5 protein-coding genes are annotated in these 5,237 nt (G+C 36.4%); 3 read left to right on the top strand and 2 right to left on the bottom strand.

Annotation, left to right across the window (positions count from 1 at the left end; all coding sequences use genetic code 11):
* Positions 1–109 precede the first annotated feature (109 nt).
* Entirely contained in the window at positions 110–1,435 is a 1,326-nt protein-coding gene (locus QVB70_RS07700; protein ID WP_287585077.1) for an alkaline phosphatase family protein, read from the bottom strand.
* A 729-nt stretch (positions 1,436–2,164) separates the two neighbouring features.
* Here QVB70_RS07700 and QVB70_RS07695 point away from each other — a divergent pair.
* The 3 genes from QVB70_RS07695 (at position 2,165) to QVB70_RS07685 (ending at position 4,547) form a co-directional block, all read left to right on the top strand.
* Complete coding sequence (locus QVB70_RS07695) at positions 2,165–3,094, top strand: 4Fe-4S binding protein (protein ID WP_287585075.1); 930 nt, start codon at positions 2,165–2,167, stop codon at positions 3,092–3,094.
* 175 nt (positions 3,095–3,269) lie between these two features.
* Positions 3,270–3,623 (top strand): hypothetical protein, encoded by a 354-nt coding sequence (locus tag QVB70_RS07690; RefSeq protein ID WP_287585073.1) that lies wholly within the window; start codon positions 3,270–3,272, stop codon positions 3,621–3,623.
* Positions 3,624–3,695: 72 nt separating this feature from the next.
* Complete coding sequence (locus QVB70_RS07685) at positions 3,696–4,547, top strand: radical SAM protein (protein WP_287585071.1); 852 nt, start codon at positions 3,696–3,698, stop codon at positions 4,545–4,547.
* A gap of 74 nt (positions 4,548–4,621) precedes the next feature.
* Here the strand turns inward: QVB70_RS07685 and QVB70_RS07680 are convergent.
* On the bottom strand, positions 4,622–5,237 hold a 616-nt coding region (locus tag QVB70_RS07680; protein WP_287585069.1), incomplete at its 5' end, for a hypothetical protein.

Genomic DNA, 5,237 nt, shown 5'->3' with positions numbered 1-5,237 from the left:
GAATTCGATTGTTGGAGCGTCTTATCGAGTATATGAAAGCTGCTGGAGCTATGTTTTCTAAGATGGCTGACGTTGCAAAATCCATCTTGGCAAAAGAAAGATAGTATTTTCAAATTTGTTGGGCGATCTTAGATACATTTGATGCTAGACAAGGCACAATTAATTCATCAAGCGTTAGAGATCCGTGTGAACCGAACTTGACTGTGGGACTCATTAGTCTATCAATCCAATCCATTTTTTTCTCTTTAGTTGGTTTTGGAAGGTCTAGATGATAGCCAGTTTTTAAGAAGACTATTAGATCCCCAAATCGTTCTTGTAATCTTTTTATGTTGTGATTATTAGACGGGAGACATCCTAGAAAGTCTACCACATCTGAGAAATTATATACAACGCCTTTATCTCCAATGAAGTTAGAAAGGAAGTTTTTAGCCTCGTCTAAAAACTCTGATTTTATGTAAAAATGGATTGCACGTCCACTCCTTCCAGGTCTAAAAGAAAGATATTTGCCTAACTGTTCGATGTCATCCTTCGTAAAAGCAAGTATTTTATCTATCGGAACTTGACCATGATCAGAAAAAAGAAAAAGAGTAGTCTTTTCACACAAGCCATTTTTTTCTAAAGTATTAATAAATTCACGAAGTCTAATTTCAAAATAATGAAAACCTGCAAGATATTCTTGACTATTCGGTCCGTATAGATGAGAGAGTTCATCCAAATATCCAATATAAATGTTAAGGAGCATTTTTGGCTGCTGAATCTTCTTATTAGTCTTATTCTTTATTATCTTCTTTGCTTTTGCGAATAAGTCTATCATGTTTGCATAGCCAATGTCAGTCCGTATTTTGGGATCTACAAGCAAGTTAGATAGTCCTGTGCCGAGAATTCTGTGGTGGATTAAACCTACATGTGCAACCAAATCACGATTCATTAAATCATAAAGCGAAGGATTCCAAGCGAGTTTTCGAAAGTTAATTCCGCTGCTCATTAAGCTATCTCGCGTTTTAAAGTCAATCGGACTCATCTTAAGGAAATCTATTATGTTATCGTACTCAGGAATGTATATCTTGTGTCCAACGATTCCATGTTCGCAGGGAGTTAGCCCAGTATGAGCACTCATTAAACATGTGGATGTTATCGTGGGACACGTTGAAGATAATTGAAATCCATGACTTTTAATAATAGGAAAAAGCCAATTTGACATCTCTTGTAGTTTTGTAAAACCTAAAGTATCCACTAAAATGACGACAGCAGTTTCAGCATCCATACATTCGTTAGCTTCCAAAACCCGTTTTGTCTGTGGTAGATCAAAAAGTGAACGCCTTCCAAGATCTTGATCTAAACATTTAAAAGCTGAAGGGACTACCATAGAAATATTCTGGTGATAGTCAGGGATAGAAAAAGGTGTATTTGATATTGATTTGAGATCTAAAGACATGTTTGGTGTTTCCCAAAGTTAATTAAGGTTGTTTAAGCGCTCATTTAACTCAAATTCCGAATAGAATCTCAGGTTTTGCGTTTTCAAATTAATTGAAAAGACTAAATAAGCGTAAGTGTTCTAGTTAGGAAATAGTGTGCTTTAGATATACATCATGTTTTTAACATTATCGGCGGAAAGTTCCCTTCTGTCAGGTAGGGGATGAAAGCCGCTAGCTTTATAAAGTGTTTTGCCCAGAAGGGTGGTGATGAATATCGAGAGGAAGGCAGGGATACAAAACTCCCGGTAGGATGATTGAAGAGGCGACCCTGTGAGCGAGGATTCGTACAGTTGCTAACCAGCGCGGTTAACTGCGAAGGTAAAAGGACAATAGCATTTGACGAACCCGTATGATGTGATGCTGGAACTGAAGGTTCCTATCACAGAATGCCAGGTGGACAGGCCATCCTCACAAGAGGATGATCTGCGACACACAGCCGATCGTAAAACGAGAGTTTCCCGCAAGGGTTGGGAGGACTCGCAGGAAACTTCATCCGTCAGGGTGGAGTAGTTCACGGTTTTATGATAATACTGCCTCTCAAATCATGAAAAACTGGAATGCTAATAGAAGAAAGGTATCGTATTGAGTGTTTACTAAACTCTGTGATAGCTCTCATTTGTATAGCAATTTCCGTGTATAAGTGGATTATTCTTTAACTTCGAAAAAATTATTGAAAGGACGCGACTTTAATGCACCCATGGCTTATTAGAAACAAAATGAGATTATTTCGATCAATAATTCAACTGTGTGTCTTCCTTATAGTATTTGGAGTCATTTTTGATTTGGCTTTCGCAGCAATAATCGTTCCTTTTATACAACCAACAGGAGCGCCTTATACAACGGTTGCCGGGGCCTATGACATCCTCTTGACGTCACTTGCATTTGGTATTTTTCCTTTACTCGCAATAGGAATTATTTTACTTACGGCTGTATTTTTAGGTCGCACACCCTGTGCTTGGGCGTGTCCTTTTGGATTTGTTGAAGACCTTCTTTCATATATTCGACCTAAAAAGCATGTCAAACCGATAACTCGGCAAAATGACAACTCCTTGAGACAAATAAGACTTTATATTTTAATTGCTACAATTTTGATATCAACTATTATTGGAATTAGACGACTACAAAGAAGTAGTACAGGGATAGTAGGGGCTTTTGGTCCTTTTGCAAATAATTCTTTTGCGCCGATTGATCCTGCTGCTACGCTATTTAGTTTTTTACCGCATTTCTTTGCAAATATCCTATTTTTCCTTCCTCCCTCTTATGAAAAACTTTATCAATTAGGTGGTTGGCCAGTTCTTCTCTGGATTCGTGTCGCAGTCCTTGTAATCATTGTTTTGGTTTCAGTATATGTGCCTAGGGCATGGTGCAGATACTTCTGTCCGCTAGGTGGAATATTAGGATATTGTGGAAAATATGGTCTCTTAACGCTTAAAAGAAATCCAATTCGATGTCCGAAAGGAGAATGCGATGATTGTATGAAGGTATGTCCAATGGGTGTACGTTTATTGGATACCGGCGCAGGCGAAGAATTAGAAAAGGTTCGCGATGATAACTGTATTTTGTGTCTTGAGTGTGTCAACGCCTGTAAACATGATGCTTTGTCTTTGTCATTTATCTAACACCTTTTAATGCGCTCTTCGTTACCTTCTTTTTTTATTTGAACGAGCCATCCATCAGAAAGGGAATTTCCTCCGCATAAGTTAAATTTTTTAAAAGAACCAGCACTTATTCAGTTAAGATAATCTACCATTGATTCACTGATCAATGAACTCTGAAATAAAGGTGGATTAAAGAATGTCATCTGTATCAATAAAAATAGATCATCCAAAAGGAAAAATTCGATATCCAGACAATTTCCCAAACAAAGAAGAAGCAGATCAATATCGCTATGGATTCACTTTATACAAAGACGTTATTGTTCAATGGAATAGAGACAGAGACGAAAGGATATTCAAATGGTATGACTCACTTCCAGAAAAATTACGAAACCACATTATGATCGTTCAGAAGCATGAGGATAAGATATATCTTGTGTTAGACAAAGAAATGAAAATCAAAGATATTGGAACAACGTGGGATGTCGAGGGCGAGGTATGGAAACTAGCTGAAGATGAATTAAGAGTTAAAGGTAGGGGCGTTGCTTATTGAGCCCTAGTATGTGAACTGGAGGGTTGTATTGTAGTTATAACTCAAGGCATTCACGTTCGTCCTCCGTGTGAAGTGTACAGTGCGTCAATTGAGATTACTGAAGGATGTGCCTGGAATCTATGTACATTTTGTTGGCTATATAAAGATCCAAGAGCACAATTTTTTAGAAAACGCTCTCGAACAGATATTTTTAAAGATTTAGAAAGAATAAAGTCATCGTTAAGTTTTGCTACTAACTTCTTTTTAGGTGGCAGCAGTGCTATTAGCTCCGAAACAAAAGTGTTGTGCGATGTACTTCAATTCATTAATCAAAACTTCCCTCATCCTCAACACATAAGCAGTTACGCTAGAGCCTCGGATATACTGGAGAAAAAGAATGATGAACTGATAAAACTTCATGACTATGGATTACAAACAATCTATATGGGAATAGAGACTGGGAGCGCTTCACTTCTCAAAATGTGTAAGAAAGGAATAACTCCAGAGGAAATAATTAACGCAAGCAAGAAAGTTATGCATATGGGATTCAAGCTCTCCGTTAATGTGATTCTAGGTCTCGGAGGCAAGAAATTCTCTAAAGAACACATTATTGAAACAACGCGTATTCTAAATTCAATCAAACCTCATATGATCCGCTTCAGGACATTACACATCTTGCCTAATTCACCACTCTATCTCGATATGTTGTTAGGCATTTTTAAGGAGTTACGACCACGTGAAGTTTTGAAAGAGGAATATTCGATATTAAAAGAATTAAGAGTAACTAGTGATGTATTTAATGATCATCTCTCAAATTACACAAACTTTTGCGGGAGTCTTCCAGAAGAAAAGAACGAAATGCTCTCAATCTTAGAAAACATCATTAATAATCCGCATAAAATGTTATCTCGTAAAGACTTAACAGTTGAATTCCTTGAAAGATAAGTCACGGAACATCATTTTTTCTGGTGGAAACAGATTCTCGTATAATTATAAGTCTGTTCTTAAGAGAAAATAGTTCATTCTCTAAAACCATAGTAGACATTAATCATTAAAAACAAAGTAGAACGTACTGTAAACGCATATAGCGGCAGAATTAAAAGATCATAATCCAAATCTATTGTATACATCGCTAATGCAGTAAGAATTGCAAATAGTGTTAAAATAGAAACAAAATTTTTGAATGATTTTTGTATCCAGCCTGACTCTTGTTCCTCTATATATTTTATCATTGAAATATCAGAGATTCTAGGTGTTTCTTTTAGTTTCATCCTAACCTGGTCTTTGAACTCTCTTTCTTCTCCGCTTGATCCAATTCTTCGAAATATTGAACCTAGTATGAAGAAAACAATAATAATAAAGATATCTATTAACGTATTAGTGACTTCAAAGGTGACATTAGGTCCGTAAAAATTAACATATAATATGGAAGCTAACATAAGGACTAATAAGCTCCTTACAGAATATTTCGGAATATAAAGAGGATATTTTTCTTTTCTTTTTTCCTCCTCAGCTTTTTCAGGGTGTTTCACTTCATGAATAAGTAGTGATAGTCTCTCTCTCTTAGTTTTACGTGTTTCAAAATAAAATGCTACCAAGATAAAAATTGCACTTGTTACAACTCTTGGGATCTCT

Origin of the sequence: Candidatus Borrarchaeum sp., assembly GCF_019058535.1 — an archaeon.
GTDB lineage: Archaea > Asgardarchaeota > Sifarchaeia > Borrarchaeales > Borrarchaeaceae > Borrarchaeum > Borrarchaeum weybense.
The sequence above is the reverse complement of the archived record's forward strand: the minus strand, read 5'-3'. Positions and strand labels throughout refer to the sequence as shown.